Source organism: Aquimarina sp. AWH4_224 (assembly GCF_056160245.1).
In genome coordinates this window covers 21,692-47,394 of the sequence record NZ_JBSWWU010000007.1, presented here as the reverse complement: position 1 = coordinate 47,394, position 25,703 = coordinate 21,692, and the positions used below count along the sequence as shown (strand labels likewise).

The window sequence follows — 25,703 nt, the reverse complement described above, 5'->3', positions numbered from 1 at the left end:
TTCAATATATTATAAAAGGTGCGATCTTGTTTATCCAAATTTACTAATTGCAATACAAATGGCTGCTATTAGCGTAGCAAGAAGCACACCACGAGCACGATACATATTATTTTTTTTGATAAATAGGAAGAAAGCAACAAGATTGGGGATTGCTCCAAGTACGATTAAACTTCCAAACGAATCATTTTCTAATGAAGCTTTGATGGTTTCTGTAAAGTTGAAATTTTGAGGGCTAAGTACCGAAAAAATAAAAACGCAAAATGCAAAACCAATGCTGTTGGCGATCAAACCAATAAGAAAGCCAATTCCAATTTCTTTTTTAATCATGCAAAGACCAGTTGTTTAGTTCTTGAATAAAATGATGAGCGGTAAGGTCAAATTGTGTAGGTACTACAGATACATATCCGTTTTTGAGTGCCCATTCGTCGGTATCCTCACCTTTATCTTCGTTGATAAATTTGCCCGAAAGCCAATAGTATCTTCTTCCCATTGGATTTGTACGTTTATCAAATTCTTCAACCCAATGTGCATTTGCCTGTCTGCAAATCTTTACTCCTTTGATTTCTTCTGCAGGTAGCCTAGGGATATTTACATTAAGCACCACTCCTTTGGGTAAACCATTTTCCAGTACATTTTTTACGATCGATCGCACATACTTTTTAGAGGGTTCAAAATTGGCGTCCATCCCGTAATCGCAAAGAGAAAAACCTATCGCAGGAATCCCTTCTATTCCTGCTTCTACCGCAGCACTCATCGTTCCGGAATAAATCACATTAATCGCCGAGTTAGAACCATGATTGATACCACTTACGCACAAATCAGGAATACGATCCATAATTTGTCGCGATGCCATTTTGACACAATCTGCTGGTGTCCCCGAGCAGCTATATTCCTTTTGAGGAGCATCTTTGTCAATTACAATAGGATCACAATACAAAGTGTTGTTGACTGTAATAGCATGACCCATCCCACTTTGAGGACTATCAGGAGCTACTACAAAAACATCACCAATTTCATTCATAACACTAATAAGTGCCCTAATTCCGGGAGCAGTTATGCCATCGTCATTGGTCACTAAAATAAGCGGCTTTTTTTGGGTCATGTCATCGGATTTTTACGATGGTAAAAATACACTTTTTTTGTACGAAAAATCGGTTCTGGAAAGAGTAACAAATAATATTAGTTGTTTTAAGAAAAATTTAGTATTATTACGTGTTCTTGGCACGATTTTTAATGTAATTTGCCAGGAAAAACCCCTAAATTTATATTTTAAGCGTATGAAAAAGAGTTTTTTGATTTTGATGCTTACCATGATTGTTTCAGCTGCGTCATGCAGTTTTACTACCAAGGTGGAGAATGACCCGGACAAGGATAAGCTGTTGATTGATTTGATTAGTTATGTGTTGGGAAAAGGTCATTATGATGCAAAGGATATTAATGATGACTTCTCAAAAGAAGTTTTTGCAGATTATATTGATGCTTTAGATCCTTTGAAGCGTTATTTTTATGAGAGTGATATTAATGAGTTTAAGAAGTATGAGAAACTGATCGACGACGAAATCAGAAACAAAGAGATTACTTTCTTTAACCGTACGTATCAACGTTTGCAACAACGTATGGATGAGGCGAGAGTCTTATACAAAGATATTCTGGAAAGCCCTTTTAATTTTGAAGTAGAAGAGGCGATCGATACTGACTACGAGAATTTAAAATATGCAACGAATAAGAAAGAGATGCGAGAGCGTTGGAGATTGCAACTTAAATTCAATGCATTATCAAGTTACTACGACAAAGTAGAAGAGCAGATTGATTCTGTTACCAAAAACAAAGATTTCAAAAGAAAAACAGGAGTAGCTCTTGAAGAAGAGTCTAGAGATCTTACCAGATCTTCTTTAGAGGAATACTTTGAGTTCGCCGATGATCTTGAGAGAAAAGATTGGTTTTCCATTTACATCAATTCTATTGTAGAGGAGTTTGATCCTCATACCTATTACTTTGCTCCTCAGGACAAAGACAGATTTGATATTGCCATGTCTGGAAAATTGGAAGGAATTGGAGCGAGACTACAAAAGAAAAATGATAATGTAAAAATTATCGAAATCATTTCTGGAGGTCCCGCATGGAGAGGGAATAAGGTTGAAGTAGGAGACCTGATCATGAAAGTAAAGCAAGAAGAAGAGCAAGAGCCTGTAAGTATTGTGGGGATGCGCTTGGATGATGCTGTAAGCTTGATCAAAGGACCTAAAGGAACCAAAGTAACACTTACGGTAAAGAAAGTAGATGGAACTACTGAGATTGTTGAGATCGTAAGAGATGTCGTAGAGTTGGAAGAAACCTATGCAAAGTCTTCGGTAGTAAAGAAAAACGATAAAACTTTTGGGGTGATTAATCTTCCTAAGTTTTATTTCAATATGCAAGATTACAATCAACGTAACGCAGCAAAAGATGTAAAACAAGAAATTATCCGTTTGAAAGAACAGGATATGGATGGTCTTGTAGTAGATCTTAGAGATAATGGAGGAGGATCCCTTCAAACTGTTGTAGATATTGCTGGATTATTTATCGAAAAAGGACCTATCGTTCAAGTAAGAACCAAAGGTGAATCCCCAGAGGTGTTAAGCGATAAAGACCGAAATATATTATGGGATGGTCCTCTAGTGATTTTAGTAAATGAATTATCGGCTTCGGCTTCAGAAATACTAGCTGCTGCAATGCAGGATTATAAAAGAGCTATCATTATTGGTAGTAAACAAACCTACGGAAAAGGAACCGTTCAAAATGTGATGGACCTTAATCGTTGGATGAGAAGTAATGATTTTGGAGATTTAGGAGCATTAAAGTTGACTACTCAGAAATTTTATAGAGTTAATGGAGGATCTACTCAGTTAGAAGGAGTAAAAAGTGATGTAGTTGTTCCGGACAGATATAGCTATATTGATATAGGAGAGAAAGATCAGGAGAATCCTTTACCTTGGGATAAAATCGCTGCGGCAGATTATAACATTTGGGACGGGTATATTGATTTTAATCAAACTATTAATAATAGTAAAGAACGAATGGCTAAAAACGATCAGTTAAAATTGATCGAAGAAAACGCAAAATGGGTTCGTCAAAAGAGAGATGTTAATGTATACTCTTTGAAATACGATAACTATAAAGCCAATATAGCATTGAATGAAAAGCAAGCTGAGCGCTTTGGTGCTATCGATGACTATAAGACTAATCTTACTTTTGAGTCTTTGCCATACGAAAAGCAGTTAATCAAAGAAGATACAGTATTAGCAGAAAAACGTAAAAGATGGCATGAAAGCCTGAGCAAAGATGTATATGTAGAAGAGGCAATTAGCGTATTAGAGGATTTAAAGATTAATAATATCAGAAGATCTAAAAACCCTCTTACATTGAAGAACTAAAATTAATGCCAGAGCAAAATTCAAACTCTTTAAGTACACTAGCGCTCCAAAAATTTAAAAAGAATTTTTGGGGCGTTTTGAGTTTTAGCTTCATTGTTTTTTGCGCTTTTATAGCCGTTTTTGCTTATCTGTTAGCTCCCGATAACTCTAGGAATGCTAATCAGATGCATTTGTCTATCCATTCCAAACCTCCTGGTTTTGAGGTGACCATGTTAACGGTTCCTTCACTAGAAAAGTCTAATCAATCTTTTTTGAATAAAGCTTTTTTTGGAGAAAAAAACATGGACAATGAAATCCCAATAGATAGTTATAGTTTTGAAGATAATGGACTAAAAATAGTTCCTTATAGTGAGGGAGAAATTACTGGGATTTCAAAGGTGATACCGCTAAGCAGTTTTTCTTCTGAACATACTGTCAATGAAATTGAAGAGAAGTATATAGCCGCAAAAACATTTATTCTCGGTACCGACAAGTACGGAAGGGATTTGTTAAGTAGAATGTTGGTGGGTATCCGTATTTCGTTTTCTATTGGTTTTGTGGCTGTTTTTATCTCATTGATTCTAGGAATTACTCTAGGAGCTGCCTCGGGCTATTTCGGAGGGAAAGTTGACGCAGCTATCATGTGGTTGATTAATGTTACCTGGTCAATACCTACTTTACTATTAGTAATTGCAATAACTCTTGCTTTAGGTAAAGGTTTTTGGCAGGTTTTTATCGCTGTTGGATTAACCATGTGGGTAGAAGTAGCTCGGGTAGTGCGTGGTCAGGTAATGAGCGTAAAACAAATGCAATATGTTACTGCCGCCAGAGCTTTAGGGTTTACTGATTTTAGAATTATTACACGACATATATTACCCAATAGTCTTGCACCAGTAATTGTCATTGCTGCTGCTAATTTTGCTGCCGCTATTTTGATTGAGAGCGGTCTTAGCTTTCTGGGAATCGGAGCACAACCCCCTATGCCTAGTTGGGGGGCAATGATCAAAGATCATTACTCATATATCATTTTAGGGAAAGCTTATCTTGCCGTTATACCCGGATTAGGTATCATGAGCTTGGTTATGGCATTTATGCTTATTGGTAATGCGCTTAGAGATGCGTTGGATGTGAAAACCTAAAAATCTCTAGGATAGATGATCCATAAACTCCTCCTGCATCTGTATCCAAAAATCGCTGTAGAAGTTATTGGTTGTTAGCAATTGTCGATGAGATCCAGAGGTTTTGGTTTCTCCTTCTTCGATGATATACATACGATCTGCGATTTTGGGCAATGAATGCAATCGATGAGAAATAAAGATGATTCCGATTTCTTTTTTGATACGATTTAGAAGTGCTAATGAGAATTGTTCTGCTTTTCGATCCATAGCCGAAGTATATTCATCCAGAATGAGCAGTTGTGGTTTTTTGTATAACGCTCTGGCAAGTGCTAGTATTTGTTTTTGTCCACCAGAAAGGTTGATTCCTTCTTCTCCCAAAATGGTCATGTATCCTTGAGGTAATTGTGCTATAAATTGATCAAAACCGTATTCTTGACAGAACTTCAATATATTTTCTGGACTTTCTTGGTTTCCTAATACAATATTATCTAGTACAGTACCATTAAAAATATGAATGTTTTGTTCTATCACCCCGATATGATTTCTCCAGGATTTTAGAGAAATGCCATTAAGGTCATACTTTTCGTTGATTACGATTTGTCCGTTTTCCTGTTCATAGAATTTTTGTATGATTTGTCCAAGTGTACTTTTTCCACCTCCACTTTCACCAACAATTGCAATACATTCTCCTTTGGATACTTGTAGGGATACGTTTTTGAGCAATTGACTTCTCCCGGCAAATCGAAAAGAAAGGTTATGAATTGCAAGGGAATTGAAGTTGTCAAGATGATGTTTCCCGCTTTCTTCTTTTTTGATAGCAGCAAACTCATACATTCGATTAAAAGCCACCGTAGCTTCGTTTATAGGTATGGCGATCAATGCCAAACTGGCTACACTGGGCAATAAAGAACCAGCGATGCCTAGGATTGCCATTAACTCTCCAAGTTGTAGTGTATTGTGATATACTTTAAGAGAAGTAAAGGTTAATATGCCTATTAGAAAAAGTACTCCAAAAATTCCTGATAATAAAGAGAGTCTGATATTGATTTGTCCTAAATCAAATATTTTATCCTGATAGTTCCCATAGATAACTTTATTGATATGCTGAAATATAGATTGTTTGTTATTGTTTTTTATTGTAGCAATACCATTCATGGTGGCAATGTAATTACTCTGGCTATGGGCTCTGGATTGCATTACCTGTTTTTGAGTACGAATAATCCGTTGATTAAACCCATAAACAAGAACGAAGTAAAAAGGAAGACTGATCAAAGCAATCAATCCAGTTTGCCAGGAGTAATAGAAAAGAAAACTCAATGAAATTATAGATGTTAAAAGGTTAACTACAAAATTATTGGTTACATTTCTAATAACTTGTTGTACTCTCTGGGTATCATTAAGCCTTGATACTAATTCTCCAATCTTACGGGTATCAAAAAAAGACTTTGGTAAGCGAAGTAAAGAAGAATAAAAGCGATTTATAATACGGTTATTGAAATCTTTAGTTTGCCGAATTAAAAAATAAGAACGAAGAATGGAAAATATGGTTTTTACGATAAGTAAAAAGGCGACTAATGTGATTCCGGTAATCAACTTGTTGAAATCTCTAGAGGGTAATATGTCATCGATTAATTTTTGAGAAAATACTGCCATGGCCATACCTAATATAGCAGTTAGTGTTCCGAGAACAATGCTAAATAGTAAGAGTTTTACATCCTCCCTAATTAGATCCATAAACCATTTCTTTTTTGCGCTCTTTTCGTCTGTTAGCGTTACAAAATCTTTATTTGGAGTAAGGGTAAGGCAAGTTTTTGATTTCCAAATAGACATTAGCTCTTGTTTTGAATAATAAACGATACCCTTACCAGGATCGCCAATAATGAATTTTCCGTTTTCATATCCATAGCATACCAGATAGTGTCGTAATCTTTCGTCAATCACAACATGAAGGATCAAAGGCTGTTGGCAGGCCATTAAATCTTTTATGTCTGCTTCGCAACCCGCTGCTTCAAAACCTATATTATTTGCAGATTGGTATAATCCCAAAAGAGTTGTTCCCTGTTTCGAAGTACCACTTAATTCTCTAAGTTTTTCCAAAGAATTTGTTCCGCCATAATAGTTAACTATAGATAATAAACATGCTACACCACAATCACTTTGGTCATGTTGTAGAACAAGTGTTTTTTGAAGTGCTTTTGTAGATAAACGCAGTGTAATGTTCATAATAGTGGTTTTTGAAAAGGGAAGTTAGCCGGTGATTTCTTTTACTCACAAATCCATACACCGACTATACCCTTATTGTTTTAATTAATGGCTTTAAGTAAACCAGTAATACTAAGCTGTCCTTTGTGCTTTTTTATGAGTTTTTGATCCTTATCATATATTAGAAGGTAAGGAACTGATGTAGCGTCAAAACGAGTGGTAAAATCATCTCGTTTATCAAATAAGAAAGTAACATTATCATAAGTATCTAATTTATATTGTCTGGAGAAAGTACCGATTTTGTATACTGGTTCAAAAGAGACAAAGATGAGCTGTGTATTTTTAAAATGTTCTATGTTTTCTTGTATGGACTTGGCTTCTTGTTCGCAAAAACTGCATTCACTATTGAAATAGATAAATATGGTTGTAAGATCTTCCTTGAGATCATTGTTAGTAAATGGAACTCCTTCCACGGTTTCAAAAGAGAATTGAGGTATAGTTTGTAACGTATTTTCTACCTCTGATTTGTATTGTATTTTTGAAATCACTTGAATTCCTGTAAATGAAAGCAATCCAAACCCTAAGACTATGATGCCCAATTTTATAAATCTTTTCATTTTGAATGTGTTTAAATTAAAGTATACTTGATAGGAAGATGAACTAAAATTTTAGCTGGCGTTAAGTGTAAAAAACATTACTGCTACTACCCAAATCAACATGGCAGATCCATAACTGCTAGCTACAATTTTTAAACCGAAATCCGTGGTGCTTTTTATTTCTTTACCTATAAAGTAGGCCAATACAATCCAATACACCAACTCAAAAAGATTAAGCATTTGGAATGGATAAATATACCAGGGTGATAACCCTTGATGTCCAATCAAGCCCAATGCCGATAGCGGATAAAAATACTGTACATCTTTAAGCTCGTATCCATCTTGAAATGAGAACCACAATAACTTAATTATGCCAACGAACACAAATATGAATTCTGCTTTTGTTACTATCGTGAAAAGTTTTTTATAGGTTAATTTTTTATTGAACAAAAAGATACCCATGTACAATGCTCCGCTTATTAAGACAATCTTGATTAACAAGAGTAGGGGTAATGCAGCGTATCCTATCCATTCCCATTTTTGATTAAATTCAAAAATTTCATTGATTTGACTTTGAGTCATTTGTTCGGATAGGCTATTTAATAACAGTTTATCTGTGTTGATGGTTAATTTTGAAATAAGCATTAGCATCAATAATGTGATTGCTAATAATGGAAAGTATAATTTAGAATTTAGTTTCATTATTCATTATTTTGAATGACTGATAGGAGAGGGGACTTATTGATCCCCTCTTTTAGAAAATTCACTAAAAAGGATTAGAAATTTGATTTGTTTATACAACTGAAGTCAAACCTGGGTCTAATTCTACTTTTGAGTATATTTGATCTTCGCATTCTCCAGCCTCATCTGCCATTGTTAAAAGACCAGCGGCTGCGATAGCAATTCCAAAGCCTAATTCAGATGTTGCAACACCGATACCTACACCGATCATCCCTGCTACAAAACCTAGGCAACCTTCTCCGGTGATGTTTTCCATTTGTTTTACTTCTAAAGTTCTCATTTTTAATAATTAATTTTAAAATTTTGCCTACTCTTATTTATTGGTTTTCGGCTTCCCCATATTATGTTTTTACAATTTTCTGTTTTTCATTTGGTGTATAACCGTTATTTAACTGGTCAAACTCAATTGTATGTTGTCTTATCCTATACAACCACCTGCAGCGCTAAGCATTTCTCCTCCAAGTGCTACAGCCGCTGCCATTCCAATTAAAGATGGTCCAGCAAATACTGCTGTTGCTACACCTGCTACTCCAAAGGCTACCATAGCTGCACAGGAATACACTTGTGCTTCGTTTTGCCCTCCGTTAAGTGTTCCCATTTGTTTGATTTCTAATGTTCTCATTTTTAATAATTAGGTTTAAAATTCTGCCTACTCTTGATTTTGTTTTTTGGCTTTCCCAATGTTTTATGTCAAAGATTTGATCTTTTGGAATTTAATAAGGTAGTTTCCCTAGAAAGTCTTTTTTGTCTTCGTCTGTTGGAAATGACGGAAAGGGCAGTTGAGGCGTACATCCTCCATTACCACGTCCGTCACCAATGATATGGTGAGAATTTGTATCGTTTCCTCCTTTGATTTGAACTCTTTCCTCTTTGAGTAATTCCTGCAATTTGATGTTTGCCAGTGTTTTCATTTAGTATATTTTTTAAGATTAATAAGGCCTTTTACAATGGCCCTTTTTTCGTTTTCAACATACTGTTATCTGGAAATGTTTTTCTTACCCGTTAAAAATGATAGAAATGCAAAAAGTTCTTTAGAGAAGAGTCTAAAGAACTTATTTTCAAAAAATTAAGTTTGTGTTTTTTTATCTTTTTCTTCTGGAAAAAAGAAAAACCATAAGTGCTAGTACTGGGATTAACAGGAGTAATGCATATAAGGATAAAGGCGAATCGGACTGCAATGCATTTGTATTTCCAGATAAAACAAAAGTCGCCCAAAAATGAGGAGAAGCTTCGGATAAGGAATGATTTTGTAAGTAATTAAGCTTAGCCATTCTTAGAGATCTAGCTTTTGAATATCCTTGTTCTAAGTTCTTATAAAAGTCATTCATAATATAAGCTGTTGATCTATCATCTATACTCCATAAAGAAGACACCACACTCTTTGCCCCAGCATGAAAGAACCCTCTAGCCAAACTCATTACACCTTCTCCGGTTTCTTGTTTCCCTTGTAGGGTATTACAACCACTTAATACAACAAGATCTGCTTTATTTTGAGTGAGATATAATTCTTCAAGCGCTAACTTTTGATCACTAAAAGCGATCCATGGAGAAATAGAATCCATGGCATTGGCATGAGTAGCAAGATGTATAATATTATGATTTGCTAAGCTACTTAAAAAAGTTACTTTACTTGCCTTTTCTTTGGTATAAGCTTTACCATCAAAATAATCGGTTAAAGTAGAAAGTTCAATAACACTATTTTCTAATGGGGCCAAATCATAGGTCTCAAAATTCAAAGGAGCAAATGCAAGAAATGAATTTTTTGATTCACTTTTTGAGTCTTTGATTTGCTGTAAAAATGAATTAGAGTATGTATAACTTATTTCACAATCTTTAATCAAGTAGTTGGGTCGTTCCTTTTGATTCAAAGAAGTAACTAGTGCCTCAAATGGAAGATAATTTAGATAATTATCGGGTACGATAACTACCTTTTTGTTTTTGATAGCCTCAATACCAATTTGGGAAGGAAATAACATGTTATAGACTTTGTGGGCTTTTTGTTGATATACCTCAATGTCCTTTTCAATTTTGAATGGTTTTGAAGCTCGTTCTACCAGTTCGGAAACTTCTGCCTTTAACTGATGTGTATTTTTAACCTCTAGAAATCGTATGTCGTTTTTTGAAATATAAATCATATAACCATTCGTAGTTGTTCGCACACCATAATCACTTCCAGGATAAATTGGAGAATATTTCTGGTTTTTGGCAATAAGGCCATACTCTAGGTGCTCTGAGATATTGTATTCAAAAATAATAGTTTCGTCATCAAGGTTATCCTGTACATTTTCTAAAGATACTATAGATGCCAGGACATTGATAGGGTTGTATTCGGGATAAGATGCTTGAATGCTATCTTGTAAATTTTTGAGGAGCCCTTTTTGTTCTAATAGTTCGATCGTAATCCTATCTTTAGATAAAGGTTCATTGGTTTTTTCGTTTTCGAGGTGATAGATTCTTTTTTTAAGTGCTATTTCCTGGTCTATAAGGTTTTTTGGTAATGTCAGGGACTGACGTATTCTACTATTATTTATATCTTCACTTAATAATAGTGCTTTGTTTTTTTCCATAAAGAAAAAGGCGCTCTTAACATCTTTAGCAAGAAAGCAAGCTTCAATTGCTTTGCCATAGATTTCATTGCTTTTTTTACGCCAATAAAGTTTCGATTTAAATTCAGGGCTTTCAATTCTTATAATATCTATTAATTCGTCAGCTAAAAAGAATGCATTAACGGAGTTATTAAGTGCTTTTGTGTCTTTGGAGGTTAAAAATTTTTTCAAATAAGCATTAGCTAAGTCTTTGATAGCAATTAGTAAATAAGATTGATGAGGTGTAAAATATAAACTTTTACTTCTTCTCGATAATTCTAAATTTGAGAATTTAGTAAGAATAAGAGCGTTTATGGCTTTGTAATAAAAATCTATTCCTCTAGTGAAGTCATGTTTGTTAGTGTGGCAATACGCTATGTTCAAATAGTTTATAGCATATTGTAGTTTATTACTCTTTTTCGTGTATAGAAAAGCTTTGTTTTGATAGTCAAGAGCTTTGTCTAAGTCGGTAATGTTGTATAAATTCCCTAACAAACTATAGGAAGTCGCAATTTTAGCGGAATCATTAAGTGTCTTTGCAACCTGAAGCATTTGTGAATAATACTTTAAGGATTCCTTTAAATTAAAAGTACTGTTCTGATTATATAAATTACCCAAAGCCAATTTAATATTGTATTTACGACTCTGTTTAGAATTTAAAATAGTTACCAGAGAGTCAGCGGTTCTTAAAATTTTCAACCCCTTATGAATAGTTACGGTGTCTCCTAATTGAATATAAGATTCTGTCGAATTAATGGCATTTACAATAAGTTTATCGAAATTTTTTTGCCTTTTGAGTAATGTATGAGCTAGTCCCGAATAATTAATGGATTTATAGAAATCTCCTAATTTTTTGTAGCAACGACCTATCTCAGAGTAAGCATTTGCCGCTGCTCCATTTCTTGAGTTGAACTTTAAGACCTTTCTGTAGTGTTCAATACTTTTTAGGTATGCTCCTTTTTTGAAATAAAAAAAACCTATGTTATTAAGCCCATGCTGTAGTAGAATTGTATCATTAGAGTAATATTTGCTCTTAATGCTTTGGGATATTTTAGCTATCTGAATGGCCTTGTCAATGTTTTTATTTTTATATAACCAAATAGCATATTTGTGTGTTGCTCTTTCTAAGAGAGAATCTTCTTTTTTTTGCTTATGATAATTAAGAATTGAATCAATTTTAATTATTTTTTGATTTGGAGATAAATTAGAATCTAGTATTTCTTCCCAGATTATATTGTGTTGAGAATTGCAGACAATGGAACTTAATATGGAAAGTATTAAAAATTTAATTTTAAGAGTTGACATCGTTTCAAATACATTGATCATAAGTATTCAAAAATATACTTTTTAATCTTAACCGATACATGATGCCTAACAATATAAAATAAAAAAGAGGCGATGAAATAAATGTGCCCCTTTTCCAATTATTTAATTTTTAGGTCGAACTAATAAAGATCAATATCTATATTATTTTCAATGTCCAGAAGTAACGATTCGAATTGGGTTTTTGGCTTATTGCCTGGATTAGTTAAGTCAGAATCTTCCTCAGGCTGATTCTGAGCTCCGTTGTCGACCGTTGGATTAGGTTTTTCAATCCTATTCGGATTTTGTAAAGTCCAAACCTGGACATAAATTGGATAGGTTTTGAATGTTTTTATTTCTATGATATCGGGATATAGGTTTCTAAAGTTTTGTAGTATACTATTTACTCTTCCATAATCTATAGGGGTCCTTCTTCTTCTTCTGAATCCTCTCCTTTTTTCTTTGGTAAAGTTATACTGCACAGTTATGGATTCAACTCTATTTGCAACTTTTGAAAAATTATGAGGAATATTTTTTTGATTATCAATGTTTATTGTGTCAAAAATCATTTGCTCATCTTCAGAACAACTTACTAATAAGGTGATTAAAAATAGGTGTCCAATTATCTTCTTTGTTTTCATGCTTTTTTCTTTAAATTATTAAATAGGTTTAATTTTTAAAATCACCTATTAGTTATTCCATGTTTAGATTCTTACCCTTTGTTTTGAAAAAACTTTGCAAAAAAAAGGAAAGTAGTAACCATTAAAAAATAAAAACTAAATTTTTAGTTATAAAGTATGTATATTAGGACAAAGTGCATTTGAATCAAAAATTGATCCAGAATTGCCGGTATAATTTTTGATGATATGATGAAATATATTTTTAGAACATCAGTTTAAATTAGTATTATACAGATATTTGATATAGCATCTAAGTAACCAATTACAATGCAAGAAAAGCATAGCAATATTTATCTTCAAGGCCTTTTATCTGGCGATGATCGTATTATTAACACCATTTATAAAAAGAACTTTCCTTCAGTGTTATCTTTTGTGAGAAAGAATAAGGGTACCTACGAAGATGCAGAAGAAATATTTCAAGATGCTTTATTTCAACTTACTGTAAGGATGAAAGTAAGAAGTTTTGAAATTAAATCCACTTTTGAGGGATATTTGTTTACGGTTTGTAAAAATTTATGGCGTAAAGAATTAAATAATAGAAAAAAGGTGGTAAGAAATGATGGGGTAGTTGAACTAGTACATGAAGAAGAGAAACATAGCTCTTTTATTTTGGAGCAGGAGCGATGGGAACTTTTTGAAGAAAAAATAAAACAGCTTTCGGAGAATTGCATGAAGCTTTTAAAAGAATACTTTAATAAAGTACCCTATGATGTAATTGTGAAAAAGTTTAATTATTCCTCAGAAAATGTAGCTTTTCAGCGCGTGTTTAAATGTAAAAAACGCCTGAAAGATTTAATTAAGAAAGATAGTAGATACCGACAATTGCAATAACCAACATGGAAGAAAATATTGATTTAAAAATAGAAGCATACCTAGGAGGAGATATGACCGCTGAAGAGCAAAAGCAATTTGAGGAAATGATAACCCAAAATCCCGAATTGCAGAAAGAAGTGCGACTTGCCAATGAGGTTAATCATCATCTTAATGATAGTACTTGGATGGGTGTAGATGTAGCCAAAAATGACCCGGCAAGACAAGAATTAGAAAACTATATAAAAAGTGATGAAGCCGTAGCCCTGAAATCAAAATTGAGACAGGCAGGAGCAAATTACAAGAAGAAAAGGAGTAACTCTTCAAGCATAAAATACATTGTAGGTGCGGTAGCTGCTATATTAATTGTCGCTTTGATAAGTAATGTTTTTTGGAATTCAAGACCAAGTCATGATGTATTGTATACAGAGTTCTACATAGAATCAGATTTGCCTTCTATAATTAAGCGTGGCTCGGAGAATAAATTACTAACTGAAGCGGTTGCTTTATTCAAATCGAATGAATATGAGCAAGCTATTCAGTTATTTGAGCAATACGAAAGGGAAACACAAGGTACAGACCCTTCAATTTATATTTATACTGGGTTTTCTTATTTGGAAAATGGAAATTTTGATAGAGCACTACAGAATTTTGATAAACTATTGAATTCTGATTCAATTGATAAGTCGAAAGCGTTTTGGTATAAAAGTTTAGTTTATTTAAAATCAGATAGAATCGAAGAGTGTAAAACTATATTATCACAAATTATTGAGGATTCTTTGTTTAATGCTCAAAAAGCGAAAAGGCTTTTGGGGGAGTTGGAATAGTTTTTTTAAACTTCCATAGATTGTCCTTCTTTCATGGGCTTGTTTTTATAATTTTCTATCAAAAGACTTACAAAATAGAAGAACTCATCATAAGAATATTTTTTAGGATATATAGTGCCATCAATTATTGAAGCAGGGGTATAATGCAGCTCATGTTTTTTGGCCCAATCCGATTGTTTTTTAAAAATTTCTACATGTTTCATGCTATTCTTTGGGGCACCAAATTTCTTGATCCACTTAGAAAAAGTCCTGTCTGCAAACCATGTTCCATACGCATTAATAAAAGCTTGAGCCCCCTGTTCCTCATAAATTTCAAATAATCGAAGCCCTATTTTGGTGGCTTGATTGTCAGATTCCTCGGGATTAATGTTTAAACGAATAACCACTTGTAATTGATCTCCCATTCCTTTCAAAAGACGTGCATAGGCCTCAAAAGCATCTTTACAAAAACCACACATGGGGTTGGTTAGACTGATGATCTTAAAATTGGCATTAGGATTTCCTAAAACAATCTCATTTTCAAAAACAGAAGTATCCGATATCTTTTCACTGATGTTGTATAGATGTTCAAATATTTGTCCGTCTCTTTTAAATCGATTTAGTTTTAAATTGTCAGAACGATACTCCTTGTTTTCTTTGAGCTTGTCTCTTACAAAAATAAACCCAACCGTAAAAATAGAAGTAATAAGTCCTAATCCAGCAATAGCTTGAAGATCAAAGCTGATAGGAAGACTTATTAAAGCTATAGCTGCCAAGCCAAGCGATATTGTACCCATTGCTAAACAAATAACACACCATTTTTTTATAACAAATGCTTGGGAATATAAGGAATAAACCACAAAAGGGACTCCCATAAGCACAGGTATAAGTAAAGCAGAGGTGTAACCGTAAAAGATTTGGTAAAGCAGAATACTACCAAAAAATAGAACTCCAGCATCGGCTAACGAAAAGTTTTTCAGCAGTGTACCACTATTATTGTTAATCACATCCTCACAACTAGATTTCCCAACTGAGGTGCAAAATTGATGTACTGTTTGTGATTTGTATCCTAAACTTTCTCGAATTGCAAAAATGCTAAAAACCATTCCTAGTACTGACGTTCCCAGGAAAAGAGCTTGGTTTAGTGACCAGGTTCTGTTAAAAAAAGTATAGAGTACACTTATCAAGAATAAGCCAATCAAGATATTTTGCAACAAAGATTGGTTGGATATTAAGTTTTGCGCCGCTTGATATTCTACCGCTATTACCTTTGGGGTCCAAATATTTTTGAAGGCCTCATTAGTATATTTTTTTTGCTTAAGATTGGTGTGTTTGAGTTCTACCTCGTTGTCTTTACGAATTACGGTAACGATTTCATCACCGTTATCATTCTTTACCAAGGAAACAAAACTTTTAGGGAGTTGATCCAACGCTTCTATCGGAACCTCTACAGCAATATTATCGATGTCAAAATAATCTAAGGTGTCGGTAATAGATTGAAAACTTGGATAGTTTGGATGAATTTGTAACTGTAACTCCAAATCTTTTTTGTTGTAGTTCCTAATTCGGTTCTGAACTAGAACACTATCTACTATTTTTTCAATATTGTGCTCCATGATATGGCGTGAGATGAGTTGTTTTTAAGAGTAATAAAGTAAGCCTTTTAGAAGGGGTAGGAACATCTTAATTCTGTAAGATGATTAACCCCCTCGGTAAATATCTTTTAAAAATAAAGAGCTTTTTATCATAAATCAAATTTTTTAATTCCCATTTTCTTGAAACTTGAGTACTACAAAGCAGTAAAATAGCAGGTAATATTTCATTACTTTTGTCGCAAACTAATACTATACTATTGCTTTGAATAGAAAATACATTTACCCAATACTCATTATCATAGTGTCTATTGGCTTTTATTATTTTGAAGGTTATTTGGAGACTAAAGAGGACAATTCTGTTACTCCAGGTAACGAAAAGAACACCTCCAGTTTTTATTATTTGCCTACCTCAACAACAGGTTCTGTTATTATACATAATCATTATAGCTTGTCTTATTCTGAAAAGCATGAACAAGCAGAATGGGTGGCTTATGAATTAAAGTCAGAACATTTGTCCAAAAATGAGTTTAAACGCCCTTATTTTGAAATCGACAGAAAGGTAAGATCGACCTCTGCCGATTGGCGTAATTATAAAAAATCAGGATACGATCGAGGGCATTTATGTCCGGCGGGAGATCGAAGATTTAGTTATGATGCTTTTGAAGAGACTTTCAAAACGTCAAATGTTTCACCCCAAAATCATGAGTTTAATAGCGGGATATGGAATCGACTGGAACAGAAGATTAGGTATTGGGCAAAAAAGTATGATGGGGTGCATGTAATAACAGGGGGAGTTTTGTCTGATGATCTAAAATCTATAGGATATGAAGCCGTTTCTGTACCCAAATACTTTTATAAAATCGTATACAATCACTCAGAGACCGATCCCAAAGTCATTGCTTTTTTACTACCACATCAAGATGCTCAAAAACCTTTACAAAGCTTTGTAGTGTCGGTTGATAAAATAGAAGAATTGACTGGAATAGACTTCTTCGCTAAACTTGATGATCAAATAGAAGCGAGGATAGAGAAATCTACAACTACAAAAGGTTGGAAGTTTTAGAGGGATTACCACTCGTTTACTCGATTGGCATCTAGCTTAATAAAAATAAAAAGAAGGATAGTGAATCCCCATAAGCCAGATCCTCCATAGCTAAAGAAAGGAAGAGGAATACCTATTGTTGGAATCAAACCAGTTACCATCCCAATGTTGATCGCAAAGTGAATAAATAAAATCCCTATTACACTATATCCATAAACCCTACTAAACTGATTTTTTTGTCGTTCTGCCAAATGGAGTAATCGTATGAGTAGGAGTACAAACAAAATAATAATCAGAGTAGCTCCTAGAAATCCCCATTCTTCTCCAACAGTGCTAAAAATATAATCTGTATGCTGTTCAGGAACAAAACCACCTTTGGTTTGTGTACCTTCTTTCCAACCTTTTCCGGTCCAGCTACCACTACCAATGGCGATCTGACTTTGGTTGGTGTTGTATCCTATTCCTTTGGCATCTACTTCTTTACCCAAAACGATATTAAAACGATCTCTGTGTCGTTGTTCGAATACATTGTTAAAGATGTAATTTACAGAAAAACAAAACCCGGTTATAAATAGTAAAGTAATCAAGTATCTAGAATACTTCGGTTTTTGTTTTCTGTTTCTGACTAATATAGCAATCATGACAGTTGCTATCCCCAAAACCACCCACAAAGGACCAAACAGCAAAGTCAATATAAAAAGTACAGCGGCAGAAGCTCCTATAATCAAATATATGGCAGCCAGACCTTCTCTATAAAGTGGAAAGAAGAATGCAGCATATACTAATGCACTACCAGGATCTGGTTGTGGTATAATTAACAAGGCGGGTAAAGCGATAATAAGAAACGCTCTTAATTGATGGCGAATAGATTTGATATTGGTTTGCATATCACTCAAAAACTTAGCCAAAGCAAGGGCAGTGGCCGCCTTTGCAAATTCTGAAGGTTGTAATCCAACAGGACCAAATGCATACCAGGATGTGGCTCCAGAAATGGTTTTTCCGAAGACAAATAATCCTAATAAGGAGAGTAATGCGATCACATATATCAAACCAGCAAAGCGTTCATAAAACTTAGCTTCAATGGCTTGAATTACAATAATGATAATGATGCTAAATAGAATCCAATACCCTTGCTTAACATACACTATAGAAAGATCTGTTAAGGAGATGGCTTCATTTTCGTAGGAAGCAGAGTAGATGTTACCCCATCCAAATCCAACAAGTAGTAAAAATAATAAGACTGTGATCCAATCTATTGCTGCTACACTGGATTTTGCCATTATTGGTTAATTTTAAAAGGTTCACCACTATAGGGTTTGGCATATTCTTCTTCCAAACTGTGGGTAAGGACCCATTCCTCCAGATCAGTTCTGGAAATAGTGCCTTTCATATAGCTTTCGATCATCAGGGATGCAATTCTACCAGCGTATCGAGCTCCCCAATATCCATTCTCAACAAAAACAGCTAAAACAATTTTGGGGTTATCTTTTGGGGCAAAGGCAACAAAAACAGAATGATCAGTGAGCTGAGTTTTCACTCCATCGATCTTCGTGTAGTTTTCTGCGGTACCCGTTTTTCCACAAATTTCTATTCCTTCTACTTGCAAGAAATTGGCAGTTCCTTGAGTGTAGACTTCATGCATTCCCTCTACAACAGGTTCAAAATGCTCTTTGTTTATTGTGGTATACTTGGGCTTTACATAATTTTCATTATCAATAGGTTTGCCATCTATGGCTTTTATAATATGCGGAGTGTAGTAATATCCTCGATTTGCAATTGCAGCGGTCATATTGGCTAACTGAATTGGCGTCGCTAATACTTCTCCTTGCCCAATGGAGTTAGATATGGTTCCAGTAGCGTACCACTTGTAGGTAGGGTACCGGTAAACTTTATTGTAATATTCTGAGTTGGGAACTTTACCAGGTCGACCTGCAGAGAGATCATTGCCTAAGTAATTCCCCAGCCCGAAACTCTGTACATGTTTTCTCCAATTATCAATGCCTTCTTGTGGGGTGCTATACTTTTCTATAATCCTACGATAAACTGTAGCAAAATAGGCATTGCAGGAATGTGCAATTCCAGGTACCATGCTAAGAGGACTTCTATGCGAATGACAGCCTAACTTTCTTCCATTTCTACCATAGTAATAGCCCATTCTGCAAGAAACACTTTCTTTGGTGTCGATAACACCTTCTTGCAAAGCGATCAGTGCATTAATGGTTTTAAAAGGAGAACCAGGAGGATACTCTCCTTGTAGGCCTCTATCAAATAATGGTTTTGCAATCGTATCGTAATAGAGTTTGGTGAAATTTGGAGATCTTTTTCGTCCAACTAATAATTCTGGTTTGTAGGTTGGTGCTGTAACCAACGCCAGGATTTCTCCTGTAGCAGGTTCTAACGCAACAATACCACCTCGTTTATTTTGCATCAACTTCTGACCGTACGCCTGGAGTTTGGCATCAATGGTAATGGTAAGGTCCTTTCCGTTTACCGGTAAGGTGTCAAACTTTCCATTTTTATAAGGGCCAATATCTCTATTGAATCGATCTTTTTGGATTCGCTTTACTCCCTTAATGCCTCGAAGTTCTTTTTCATATTGTTTTTCTACTCCATCGATACCAATAAGATCTCCAGATAGATAATAAGGGTCTCTTTTGATAATCCCCTCATTTACCTCGCCAATATATCCCAAAACATTGGCAGCGTTCTCGGTCTGGTAATCTCTAAGTGATCGTTTCTGTATATAAAAACCTTCGAATTTCCTCATTTTTTCCTGCAAATAGGCGTATTCATCTTTGGTTAACTGAGGAATGATAATAGAGGGTACCCTTGGCGAATATATTCTTGCCTTATCCAATCTTTTGATAAGCTTATCCTTGGTAATATTCAGAATAGAACAGAATTCTAAGGTGTCAAAAGGTTTTAATTCTCTTGGGATAACCATCACATCATACGAAGGTTGGTTGGTCACCAAGAGCCGGGCATTTCTGTCGTATATTGCTCCTCGTTGCGGGTAGTCGTAAATTACTTTGATCGCATTGTCTTCGGATAATGAGGCAAAAGAAGTGTTATATATTTGTAGATAAAATAGCCTTGCGACAAACACAAAACCTGTAGTAACAATAATTAAATACAGCAGTAACTTTCTCATGAATCATTTCTTCTAAACAAAACCAGCACCAACATGGTAATCATAATGGTGAATAAACTGGAAAATAACGTTTTTTTGAGTATTAATAGTATGTGAGAGAAGTTAAAAATTTCAAGTGAAAAAAGCACAATATGATGTGTTAAAACCATAAGCGTTACATAAGCAAGTTTTTCACCAAAACCAGTATTGCCAAGTTTCACAGTTTGAAACTCGTAACTCAATCCAAAAACAGTACGTAATGCAACGGGTCTAAAAAATGCAATAATCAAACAAGCTGCGGCATGTACGCCTCCAGAATCTCCAAACATATCAATAGTAAGGCCTAGTATGAAGCTAAGCAGAAGAAACAAGCTTTTGTTGATGTTTATAGGAGCCAATAAGATGAAGATGATATAAATGTATGGATTTAACCATCCCAGGAAATTAATGTGATTCAGAATAAAAGTCTGAACCAAAATCAGAATAACAAACCTGCCAATATGTGATAAGGTGTCTTTATTCATTCTCTAGGTTCTTAATTTCTTCTGTATCTCTATTTTTTATGGTGTATACAAAACCGATATTAGTCATATCATTAAACAACTTTACATCGATCAAGTAATAGCTTTTGTTTTCGTCCAGTTTGTAGTTGGCAATGGTCCCTATCCCTATTCCTCTAGGGAAAATGGTAGATCGACCATGTGTGATGATCGTGTCACCTTCTTTAAGTACAGCTTGCCTGGGCACTGTTTCCAGTTGTAAAATATTAGGATCTTTCCCATTCCATACCAACGAACCGTATTGATCAGAGTTTTTTAAACCTGCGTTGATTCTGGAATTGCTATTCAATATCGAGATAACCCTACTGTAATTTTTTGAGGTATTTTCTATGATTCCGATAATTCCCTTGTCGGTTATTACCCCCATATCAGGAATGATACTGTCTTTTGCTCCACGATCAATTAGCAAATAATTATCAGATTTACTATAATCATTTTTGATTACTCTTGCTTTGATAAACGTATAAGGCTTATCAAAATTTGTAGTATCCAGATATTGGGTAGCAACAGAGTCTACTCCCAAAGCACTTAGTTGATTGCGAAGCATTTCATTTTCGGTAAGCAACCGTTTATTTTCATTTCTCAGTTTGAAATAGTCTTTAACCGATCGCTGCCATTCATAAATCCCACCGCTCAAAAAGTTGGTAGAACTTACAAATTTACTTTTGTGGTAAGAATGCGATTGAATAGTAAAGATTAGCGATAGCAAAAACAGCAACAGAAACAACAAAGAATGTTTATTTCGTATTAAAAAATTAATAATCTGTTGCATGATTTAGGGTGTAATTACTTTGTTTGCTATTCATTTATGTATGTAACCGATCCACTTACATAGTAAATATAAAGCAGGATAACGTAAATTCTGAGATTTAGGTATATTCCAAAAGTGTTTTTTATAACACTACTTAATCAGTACGCTCTTATATCTGTTCAGATTTTTGAGTGTAATCCCTGTTCCTCTTACTACAGCTCGTAGTGGGTCTTCGGCTATATAAACGGGTAAATCAGTTTTTTGCGATAATCTTTTGTCTAAACCTCTAAGCATAGATCCTCCACCTGCAAGGTAGATTCCAGTATTGTAGATATCTGCTGCAAGTTCTGGAGGAGTTTGTGATAAAGTTTCCATAACGGCATCCTCAATACGTAAAATAGACTTGTCAAGTGCTTTTGCCATTTCACGGAATGAGATTTGTACCTGTTTTGGTTTTCCGGTAAGAAGGTCACGACCTTGAACATTCATGTCCTCTGGTGGTAATTCCAGATCCTCGGTAGCTGCTCCTATCTGAATTTTTATTTTTTCTGCAGTACGCTCTCCAACATAAAGGTTATGCTGTGTGCGCATGTAATAGATGATATCGTTGGTAAAAACGTCTCCTGCAATCTTTACGGATTTGTCACAAACAATACCACCTAGAGCAATGACTGCAATTTCGGTAGTACCACCACCTATATCCACAATCATATTTCCTTTTGGCTGCATGATATCTACACCAATACCAATGGCCGCAGCCATTGGTTCATGGATAAGATATACTTCTTTTCCATTTACGCGCTCCGCACTTTCTTTTACCGCACGCATCTCTACTTCGGTAATTCCCGAGGGGATACAGATGACCATGCGCAAGGCTGGAGCAAAAATTTTCTTCTTTAATGCCGGAATGTCTTTGATAAACATGCTTATCATTTTCTCACTAGCATCAAAATCAGCAATAACCCCATCCTTCAGCGGTCTGATGGTTTTTATATTTTCATGGGTTTTTCCCTGCATCATGGCAGCTTCTTTTCCGGCAGCGATAATTTTACCAGACATGATATCTCTGGCCACTATGGAAGGGCTGTCTACTACTACTTTGTCATTGTGAATAACTAAGGTGTTGGCGGTACCTAAGTCTATAGCGATCTCTTCGGTAAAGAAGTCAAAAAATCCCATAAAAATTCAAAAAAGGGGTTAAAATTTCGTAAATGTAATAAAATTAATGTTTAAAATGACGTGTTCCGGTCATAACCATTGCAATTCCGTTATTGTCACAATAATCAATACTCAATTGATCTTTGATCGAACCACCTGGTTGGATAACTGCTTTTATTCCAGCTTTGTCGGCTAGTTCTACACAATCTGGAAATGGAAAAAATGCATCACTGGCCATAACAGCTCCATTCAAATCAAAATTGAAAGCATTTGCTTTTTCCACAGATTGCTTAAGAGCATCCACTCTTGAAGTCTGTCCCGTACCACTGGCAAATAATTGCTTGTTTTTGGCAAACACAATGGTGTTTGACTTGGTATGCTTACAAATTTTTGAAGCAAATAGCAGGTCCTCAATCTGTGCATCAGTAGGTGCAACTTTGGTTACTGTTTTTAGATCTTCTACAGCATCTGTCTTCAAATCTTTATCCTGTACCAATGCTCCGTTAAGGCATGACCTTACTTGAGTTTCAGGTAGGTCAATGTCTTTTTGAATCAGAATGATTCTATTTTTCTTTCCTTTTAGTATTTCAAGAGCTTCAGTAGTAAAAGAAGGTGCAATTACTACTTCGCAAAATAATTTATGAATTTCTTCGGCGGTAGCCACATCAATTTCAGAATTACTAATCAAGATTCCTCCAAAAGCCGAAACAGGATCTCCTGCCAATGCATCTACATAAGATTGAAGCACGGTATCTCTTTGTGCTAAACCACAAGCGTTGTTATGTTTTAGGATGGCAAAAGTTGGAGCTTCACCTTTAAATTCGCTCATCAGATTTACCGCAGCATCGACATCCAAAAGGTTGTTGTATGAAAGCTCTTTTCCGTGTAATTTATTGAACATCGCATCAAAATCTCCAAAGAAGAACCCTTTTTGATGCGGATTCTCTCCATAACGTAATACCTGTCCCTTGGTTTCGCTAACTTTAAGGGCAGGTACTGCAAGGTCACTGTTGAAATAATTAAAAATAGCAGTGTCGTAGTGCGAAGAAACATTAAAAGCTTTTGCAGCAAAACGTTTTCTGTCTGCTAGGGTAATGCTTCCGTTTCCTTCAGAAAGAATATCAAAAAATTCATCATAATCTTCTACAGAAGCTACACAAGTAACATCAGCAAAGTTTTTGGCTGCAGCTCGAATTAGCGAGATTCCACCAATATCAATCTTTTCGATGATTTCTTGCTCAGTGGCGCCAGAAGCTACTGTTTTTTCAAAAGGATACAAATCAACGATTACGATATCGATTTGTGGGATTTCGTATTGTTCGATTTCTGCAACATCACTATCATTATTCTGACGATTCAAAATACCTCCAAACACTTTTGGATGTAATGTTTTTACTCTTCCTCCAAGGATAGAAGGATACGAAGTGACATCTTCAACCGGGATTACATGAATACCTAAATCTCGTATAAATTTTTCGGTACCTCCGGTAGAATAAATAGTAACATCTAGCTCGTCTAATTTTTTTACGATTGGAGCTAATCCTTCTTTGCTAAATACAGAAATTAGTGCTGATTTCGCAGTCTTTGTGTTGTTCATGAGAAAATTTAGTTAGTAAAACGCAAAAGTAGCAATTTACCAATCAATTAGACAACGATTATGTGTAATTGTTTGCGCTAAGTTGTAACAAAAATTAAAGGAAAACGTCCTATCTTTAGATTATTGTAAAATGGGTTCAAAAAACGGAGCATGCTAATCTATCTAAGAGTACTTAAAGAGAGTTTTTATTTTGCGGTAAATGCACTGGTTAATAATAAGTTACGAACGTTTTTGTCGTTACTTGGAGTTACGATAGGAATTTTTTCTATTATCGGAGTGCTCGCTGCGGTAGATTCTCTGAAACAAGAAATCAAGGGAAGCATTAGCTCATTGGATAATAGCACTATTTATTTAATGCGATTTTCTTTTGGACCTACCGATATCCCTCAATGGAAAAGAGAGCAATTTCCGGATGTTACTTTCGAGGAGTATCAGTATATCAATAGATCGATGCCAAACCTGAAAGCAGCCAGTTTTATTTTGAATGTAGCTCCCGAAACGGTAAAGTATCAGGATAAGAGTGTGAGTAACGTTGAAATTGCACCGGTAACCAATGATTATTACGAAATTGAAGCCTTACAAATTGAAAAAGGTAGATTTTATAACGAACAAGAGTCTGTAGCCGGGGCACCTGTGATTGTGTTGGGTGATGAAATCGCAAATAGCTTATTTGGGTCTTTTGAACCGATCGGAAAGAAGATTCGATTATATGGGCGTAAGTTTACGGTGATTGGTGTGCTGAAGAAAGAGGGGATGGGGCTTTTTGGAAATTCGAAAGATACCGCAGTATTTCTCCCTGTGAATTTGGTAAGGAAAATTTATGGAGATAATAACAAAGCCGCTTTTCCTGCTATTATCATCAAACCTGAATCAGGAATTGATGTGCCTGAGTTTGTAGCGGTATTAACCCAAAAGCTAAGAACCTACCGTGGGATGAAACCTGATGAGATCGATAACTTCTTTGTAAATCAACTGCAAGGATTTACTGATTTTATAGATAATATTACCAGTCAGATGAGTTTTATAGGCCTTATCATTAGTGGTTTCTCATTACTGGTTGGTGGATTTGGGATCGCCAATATTATGTTTGTAAGTGTAAAAGAGCGAACTAATTTGATTGGGATTCAAAAGTCTTTGGGAGCCAAAAACAAATTTATTCTGTTTCAGTTTTTATTCGAGGCAGTGATCTTGTCTTTGATCGGTGGATTAATCGGTTTACTTTTGGTTTGGTTGATATCGCTATTAGCTTCTCAATTTACAGGAGACTTTGAGTTTGTCTTATCTCCTTGGAATATCCTAATCGGTACTATAGTTTCTTCTTTTATTGGTTTGGTTTCTGGGATTCTACCGGCAATATCGGCATCTAGGCTAGATCCTGTAGAGGCGATACGAACTGGGATGTAGGTCGTTTATTCTTGTTTATTCCGTGTTTTAGACCTATAAATATCACACTATATTGATATTACACGCTCCACTTCATATGCGCTAATTTGTATTACCCCTTATTTTTGGTACTAAAATGTATGCCATACAGATTTCTGTAAGGATATTTCTTCATGGTAAATTAGTTTTGCTCTCGTCTTTGATGAGCAAGGGAAAGATTATCAAAAACTTTAACATTTCAATAAAGCAGAGTTT

Annotated in this window: 23 protein-coding genes; 6 read left to right on the top strand and 17 right to left on the bottom strand. The window is 35.0% G+C overall.

The window, feature by feature from the left end; genetic code table 11:
- Window positions 1–30 precede the first annotated feature (30 nt).
- Entirely contained in the window at window positions 31–327 is a 297-nt protein-coding gene (locus ACXAGJ_RS14375; protein WP_474840861.1) for a hypothetical protein, read from the bottom strand.
- A complete protein-coding gene (gene surE, locus ACXAGJ_RS14370) occupies window positions 320–1,102 on the bottom strand; it encodes a 5'/3'-nucleotidase SurE (protein ID WP_073315730.1) in 783 nt (260 codons plus the stop codon). The genes ACXAGJ_RS14375 and surE overlap by 8 nt, the downstream gene beginning before the upstream one ends.
- 175 nt (window positions 1,103–1,277) lie before the next feature.
- Between surE and ACXAGJ_RS14365 the strand changes: the two genes are divergently transcribed.
- On the top strand, window positions 1,278–3,413 hold the full coding sequence (locus tag ACXAGJ_RS14365) for a carboxy terminal-processing peptidase (RefSeq protein WP_474840860.1): 2,136 nt from the start codon (window positions 1,278–1,280) through the stop codon (window positions 3,411–3,413).
- Window positions 3,414–3,418: 5 nt separating this feature from the next.
- A complete protein-coding gene (locus ACXAGJ_RS14360) occupies window positions 3,419–4,531 on the top strand; it encodes an ABC transporter permease (RefSeq protein WP_474840859.1) in 1,113 nt (370 codons plus the stop codon).
- A 6-nt stretch (window positions 4,532–4,537) separates the two neighbouring features.
- On the opposite strand, the gene ACXAGJ_RS14355 is transcribed toward ACXAGJ_RS14360, so the two are convergent.
- The 8 genes from ACXAGJ_RS14355 to ACXAGJ_RS14320 form a co-directional block, all read right to left on the bottom strand.
- A complete protein-coding gene (locus ACXAGJ_RS14355; protein ID WP_474840858.1) occupies window positions 4,538–6,733 on the bottom strand; it encodes a peptidase domain-containing ABC transporter in 2,196 nt (731 codons plus the stop codon).
- An 80-nt stretch (window positions 6,734–6,813) separates the two neighbouring features.
- Window positions 6,814–7,329: a peroxiredoxin family protein gene (locus tag ACXAGJ_RS14350; protein ID WP_474840857.1), complete on the bottom strand. Its 516-nt coding sequence runs from the start codon at window positions 7,327–7,329 to the stop codon at window positions 6,814–6,816.
- Window positions 7,330–7,380: 51 nt separating this feature from the next.
- Window positions 7,381–8,010 carry a hypothetical protein gene (locus ACXAGJ_RS14345; protein ID WP_474840856.1) on the bottom strand — a complete coding sequence of 210 codons (630 nt, stop codon included), beginning with the start codon at window positions 8,008–8,010 and terminating at the stop codon, window positions 7,381–7,383.
- Between the two features lie 91 nt (window positions 8,011–8,101).
- Window positions 8,102–8,329 carry a hypothetical protein gene (locus tag ACXAGJ_RS14340; RefSeq protein ID WP_474840855.1) on the bottom strand — a complete coding sequence of 76 codons (228 nt, stop codon included), beginning with the start codon at window positions 8,327–8,329 and terminating at the stop codon, window positions 8,102–8,104.
- Between the two features lie 138 nt (window positions 8,330–8,467).
- On the bottom strand, window positions 8,468–8,671 hold the full coding sequence (locus ACXAGJ_RS14335) for a hypothetical protein (protein ID WP_474840854.1): 204 nt from the start codon (window positions 8,669–8,671) through the stop codon (window positions 8,468–8,470).
- Window positions 8,672–8,762: 91 nt separating this feature from the next.
- On the bottom strand, window positions 8,763–8,960 hold the full coding sequence (locus ACXAGJ_RS14330; protein ID WP_474840853.1) for a hypothetical protein: 198 nt from the start codon (window positions 8,958–8,960) through the stop codon (window positions 8,763–8,765).
- A gap of 171 nt (window positions 8,961–9,131) precedes the next feature.
- Window positions 9,132–11,939 (bottom strand): CHAT domain-containing protein, encoded by a 2,808-nt coding sequence (locus ACXAGJ_RS14325; protein WP_474840852.1) that lies wholly within the window; start codon window positions 11,937–11,939, stop codon window positions 9,132–9,134.
- A 140-nt stretch (window positions 11,940–12,079) separates the two neighbouring features.
- Window positions 12,080–12,577, bottom strand: coding sequence for a hypothetical protein (locus ACXAGJ_RS14320; RefSeq protein ID WP_474840851.1), 498 nt, complete (start codon window positions 12,575–12,577; stop codon window positions 12,080–12,082).
- A gap of 306 nt (window positions 12,578–12,883) precedes the next feature.
- Here ACXAGJ_RS14320 and ACXAGJ_RS14315 point away from each other — a divergent pair, with 306 nt between their 5' ends.
- Both ACXAGJ_RS14315 and ACXAGJ_RS14310 read left to right on the top strand, forming a co-directional pair.
- Window positions 12,884–13,447, top strand: coding sequence for an RNA polymerase sigma factor (locus ACXAGJ_RS14315; protein WP_474840850.1), 564 nt, complete (start codon window positions 12,884–12,886; stop codon window positions 13,445–13,447).
- Window positions 13,448–13,452: 5 nt separating this feature from the next.
- The gene (locus ACXAGJ_RS14310) at window positions 13,453–14,253 is read left to right on the top strand and encodes a tetratricopeptide repeat protein (RefSeq protein WP_474840849.1); all 801 of its coding nucleotides are present in this window, start codon (window positions 13,453–13,455) and stop codon (window positions 14,251–14,253) included.
- Between the two features lie 5 nt (window positions 14,254–14,258).
- On the opposite strand, the gene ACXAGJ_RS14305 is transcribed toward ACXAGJ_RS14310, so the two are convergent.
- Window positions 14,259–15,848, bottom strand: a complete 1,590-nt coding sequence (locus tag ACXAGJ_RS14305) for a vitamin K epoxide reductase family protein (RefSeq protein WP_474840848.1) — start codon at window positions 15,846–15,848, stop codon at window positions 14,259–14,261.
- Window positions 15,849–16,089: 241 nt separating this feature from the next.
- Here ACXAGJ_RS14305 and ACXAGJ_RS14300 point away from each other — a divergent pair, with 241 nt between their 5' ends.
- Window positions 16,090–16,890, top strand: coding sequence for a DNA/RNA non-specific endonuclease (locus ACXAGJ_RS14300; RefSeq protein ID WP_474840847.1), 801 nt, complete (start codon window positions 16,090–16,092; stop codon window positions 16,888–16,890).
- 5 nt (window positions 16,891–16,895) lie between these two features.
- Here the strand turns inward: ACXAGJ_RS14300 and rodA are convergent, their stop codons facing one another.
- The 6 genes from rodA to purH all read right to left on the bottom strand — a co-directional run bounded on the left by rodA (window position 16,896) and on the right by purH (window position 24,065).
- Complete coding sequence (rodA, locus tag ACXAGJ_RS14295; protein WP_474840846.1) at window positions 16,896–18,149, bottom strand: rod shape-determining protein RodA; 1,254 nt, start codon at window positions 18,147–18,149, stop codon at window positions 16,896–16,898.
- The gene (gene mrdA / locus ACXAGJ_RS14290; RefSeq protein ID WP_474840845.1) at window positions 18,149–20,020 is read right to left on the bottom strand and encodes a penicillin-binding protein 2; all 1,872 of its coding nucleotides are present in this window, start codon (window positions 20,018–20,020) and stop codon (window positions 18,149–18,151) included. Before mrdA ends, rodA begins: the two co-directional genes overlap by 1 nt.
- Entirely contained in the window at window positions 20,017–20,523 is a 507-nt protein-coding gene (locus tag ACXAGJ_RS14285) for a rod shape-determining protein MreD (protein ID WP_474840844.1), read from the bottom strand. Before ACXAGJ_RS14285 ends, mrdA begins: the two co-directional genes overlap by 4 nt.
- Window positions 20,516–21,331, bottom strand: a complete 816-nt coding sequence (gene mreC / locus ACXAGJ_RS14280; RefSeq protein WP_474840843.1) for a rod shape-determining protein MreC — start codon at window positions 21,329–21,331, stop codon at window positions 20,516–20,518. The genes ACXAGJ_RS14285 and mreC overlap by 8 nt, the downstream gene beginning before the upstream one ends.
- A 129-nt stretch (window positions 21,332–21,460) precedes the next feature.
- On the bottom strand, window positions 21,461–22,489 hold the full coding sequence (locus ACXAGJ_RS14275) for a rod shape-determining protein (RefSeq protein ID WP_073315716.1): 1,029 nt from the start codon (window positions 22,487–22,489) through the stop codon (window positions 21,461–21,463).
- 43 nt (window positions 22,490–22,532) lie between these two features.
- Complete coding sequence (gene purH, locus ACXAGJ_RS14270) at window positions 22,533–24,065, bottom strand: bifunctional phosphoribosylaminoimidazolecarboxamide formyltransferase/IMP cyclohydrolase (protein WP_474840842.1); 1,533 nt, start codon at window positions 24,063–24,065, stop codon at window positions 22,533–22,535.
- Window positions 24,066–24,215: 150 nt separating this feature from the next.
- On the opposite strand from purH, the gene ACXAGJ_RS14265 reads away from it, so the two are divergent.
- Entirely contained in the window at window positions 24,216–25,469 is a 1,254-nt protein-coding gene (locus ACXAGJ_RS14265) for an ABC transporter permease (protein WP_474840841.1), read from the top strand.
- Window positions 25,470–25,703 lie beyond the last annotated feature (234 nt).

What these genes read in the sequence shown, in the direction of transcription:
- ACXAGJ_RS14375 (WP_474840861.1), bottom strand. Translation starts at nt 327, where the DNA reads ATGATTAAAAAAGAAATTGGAATTGGCTTTCTTATTGGTTTGATCGCC.
- surE (WP_073315730.1), bottom strand. Translation starts at nt 1,102, where the DNA reads ATGACCCAAAAAAAGCCGCTTATTTTAGTGACCAATGACGATGGCATA.
- ACXAGJ_RS14365 (WP_474840860.1), top strand. Translation starts at nt 1,278, where the DNA reads ATGAAAAAGAGTTTTTTGATTTTGATGCTTACCATGATTGTTTCAGCT.
- ACXAGJ_RS14360 (WP_474840859.1), top strand. Translation starts at nt 3,419, where the DNA reads ATGCCAGAGCAAAATTCAAACTCTTTAAGTACACTAGCGCTCCAAAAA.
- ACXAGJ_RS14355 (WP_474840858.1), bottom strand. Translation starts at nt 6,733, where the DNA reads ATGAACATTACACTGCGTTTATCTACAAAAGCACTTCAAAAAACACTT.
- ACXAGJ_RS14350 (WP_474840857.1), bottom strand. Translation starts at nt 7,329, where the DNA reads ATGAAAAGATTTATAAAATTGGGCATCATAGTCTTAGGGTTTGGATTG.
- ACXAGJ_RS14345 (WP_474840856.1), bottom strand. Translation starts at nt 8,010, where the DNA reads ATGAAACTAAATTCTAAATTATACTTTCCATTATTAGCAATCACATTA.
- ACXAGJ_RS14340 (WP_474840855.1), bottom strand. Translation starts at nt 8,329, where the DNA reads ATGAGAACTTTAGAAGTAAAACAAATGGAAAACATCACCGGAGAAGGT.
- ACXAGJ_RS14335 (WP_474840854.1), bottom strand. Translation starts at nt 8,671, where the DNA reads ATGAGAACATTAGAAATCAAACAAATGGGAACACTTAACGGAGGGCAA.
- ACXAGJ_RS14330 (WP_474840853.1), bottom strand. Translation starts at nt 8,960, where the DNA reads ATGAAAACACTGGCAAACATCAAATTGCAGGAATTACTCAAAGAGGAA.
- ACXAGJ_RS14325 (WP_474840852.1), bottom strand. Translation starts at nt 11,939, where the DNA reads ATGTCAACTCTTAAAATTAAATTTTTAATACTTTCCATATTAAGTTCC.
- ACXAGJ_RS14320 (WP_474840851.1), bottom strand. Translation starts at nt 12,577, where the DNA reads ATGAAAACAAAGAAGATAATTGGACACCTATTTTTAATCACCTTATTA.
- ACXAGJ_RS14315 (WP_474840850.1), top strand. Translation starts at nt 12,884, where the DNA reads ATGCAAGAAAAGCATAGCAATATTTATCTTCAAGGCCTTTTATCTGGC.
- ACXAGJ_RS14310 (WP_474840849.1), top strand. Translation starts at nt 13,453, where the DNA reads ATGGAAGAAAATATTGATTTAAAAATAGAAGCATACCTAGGAGGAGAT.
- ACXAGJ_RS14305 (WP_474840848.1), bottom strand. Translation starts at nt 15,848, where the DNA reads ATGGAGCACAATATTGAAAAAATAGTAGATAGTGTTCTAGTTCAGAAC.
- rodA (WP_474840846.1), bottom strand. Translation starts at nt 18,149, where the DNA reads ATGGCAAAATCCAGTGTAGCAGCAATAGATTGGATCACAGTCTTATTA.
- mrdA (WP_474840845.1), bottom strand. Translation starts at nt 20,020, where the DNA reads ATGAGAAAGTTACTGCTGTATTTAATTATTGTTACTACAGGTTTTGTG.
- ACXAGJ_RS14285 (WP_474840844.1), bottom strand. Translation starts at nt 20,523, where the DNA reads ATGAATAAAGACACCTTATCACATATTGGCAGGTTTGTTATTCTGATT.
- mreC (WP_474840843.1), bottom strand. Translation starts at nt 21,331, where the DNA reads ATGCAACAGATTATTAATTTTTTAATACGAAATAAACATTCTTTGTTG.
- ACXAGJ_RS14275 (WP_073315716.1), bottom strand. Translation starts at nt 22,489, where the DNA reads ATGGGATTTTTTGACTTCTTTACCGAAGAGATCGCTATAGACTTAGGT.
- purH (WP_474840842.1), bottom strand. Translation starts at nt 24,065, where the DNA reads ATGAACAACACAAAGACTGCGAAATCAGCACTAATTTCTGTATTTAGC.
- ACXAGJ_RS14265 (WP_474840841.1), top strand. Translation starts at nt 24,216, where the DNA reads ATGCTAATCTATCTAAGAGTACTTAAAGAGAGTTTTTATTTTGCGGTA.